Genomic DNA, 1459 nt, shown 5'->3' on the forward strand with positions numbered 1-1459 from the left:
GCACCGGGCGCTCAAAAAGGTGCATTCCGGTTGGGATACGGGTACGAAAATAGAGATTCAACTGCTCGGCCGACGCGCCACCGGCCACCGCACGGTCATCTTTTTGAAATGGCTCGAGACGGATGTTGGAGTAACGCGCCTCCACATCCATGTCATAGGCATCAGAGAAAAATTCATAATCCAACATTAACGAGCCGCCATAGCCATAAAAGCTCATACTGCCGCCATCTAGGAAAGCCAACTCTCGTCCGGTGCGATTTTCCAAAATCAGGCGGCCAATCAACACATCACTGGCCACCGTACCCAACGAAATATTCAAGATTGGGCGCAGCACCAAATGCTCACGCAAGGGAAAATCCCAACCCAATCCTCCAGCCGCCGAAAAGGCATTCCAACGAAACGGCACACTGCGCACCTCTTCACCCGAGGTGACAATAAAACGCGGATCATAACGGCTATAGCCCATGGTGCCTTCGGCATACAGCGGGAAATCGCTACTTAAGGTTGCGCCGCCACCAAACTGAGTCAGGCGCATACCAACATCGTCATCATTCACATTACCGGACGCCACTGACAAATTGCTGGTCGTCACATCCGGCACGACCGTGAAACTGAGCAAACTGGCGGCAGCGTTAATTCGTTTTCGAACCAGCTCATCATTTTGTAACAATGACTGAGCATCACTCGGCGCGCTCAACAACCCGCTCCATACCATGCATAAAACACAACTTAACGTTATTTTGTTCATGCTATGCCTTACTTCATCCGTTAACTCTGATTGTCGCTTCGTTGAGAGTGCACTAACGCTAATACATTTATACGGTGCAATTTGTTATCTCATCGCATTGTAGAATATAGCTGTCATAAGAACGTTACAGCGACACTGAAAGAGCATTCATTTATTAGTGGCAATAAATGAATTAATAGACTACGCCTTCATTCACTGAATAAATAGATATCTAAAATACGCAACCAACCGACAAAGCACAGCATAACAACTTGAATTGTCAACAAAATAACACCAATTATTTTGTATACCTTAAAATGAATAATTCATGTTGGCTAAGTACTTTTTTTGCTATAGTCCACTGCTTTTAAATAAGATGGAGCTATCAGCAACGAGCAAATTGAACTTTCATCAATAAATGTCTATATCAATATGCAGAAAATGAATGAATTACCACAAAACTAATTCACTGCATTAAATAATAGCAGCAAAAATTTCATAAATTATTTAAGGAGCTTCCTATGTTCCTCGATTATTTTGCTTTGGGGATCTTGGTTTTTGTGGTGCTCACCATATTTTACGGGGTGATCGTCATTCACGATATTCCTTACCACATCGCGCAAAAACGTAACCATCCACACCAAGATGCCATCCATGTTGCGGGCTGGGTCAGCCTGTTCACTCTGCACGTTTTATGGCCATTCTTATGGATTTGGGCCACCTTGTACCGAG

Annotated in this window: 2 protein-coding genes; one reads left to right on the top strand and one right to left on the bottom strand. The window is 44.3% G+C overall.

The genetic code is table 11. The features are described from left to right. The coding region (locus ACRC27_RS13155) for an autotransporter outer membrane beta-barrel domain-containing protein (RefSeq protein ID WP_438640080.1) at window positions 1-697 on the bottom strand (697 nt) is incomplete at its 3' end. Between the two features lie 551 nt (window positions 698-1248). Here ACRC27_RS13155 and ACRC27_RS13160 point away from each other — a divergent pair. Continuing rightward, a partial coding sequence (locus ACRC27_RS13160) for a DUF3302 domain-containing protein (protein ID WP_438640081.1) occupies window positions 1249-1459 on the top strand: 211 nt, incomplete at its 3' end.

It is taken from the genome of Plesiomonas sp., assembly GCF_051650925.1.
In the GTDB taxonomy this organism is placed as follows: Bacteria; Pseudomonadota; Gammaproteobacteria; order Enterobacterales; family CAMTGL01; genus Plesiomonas.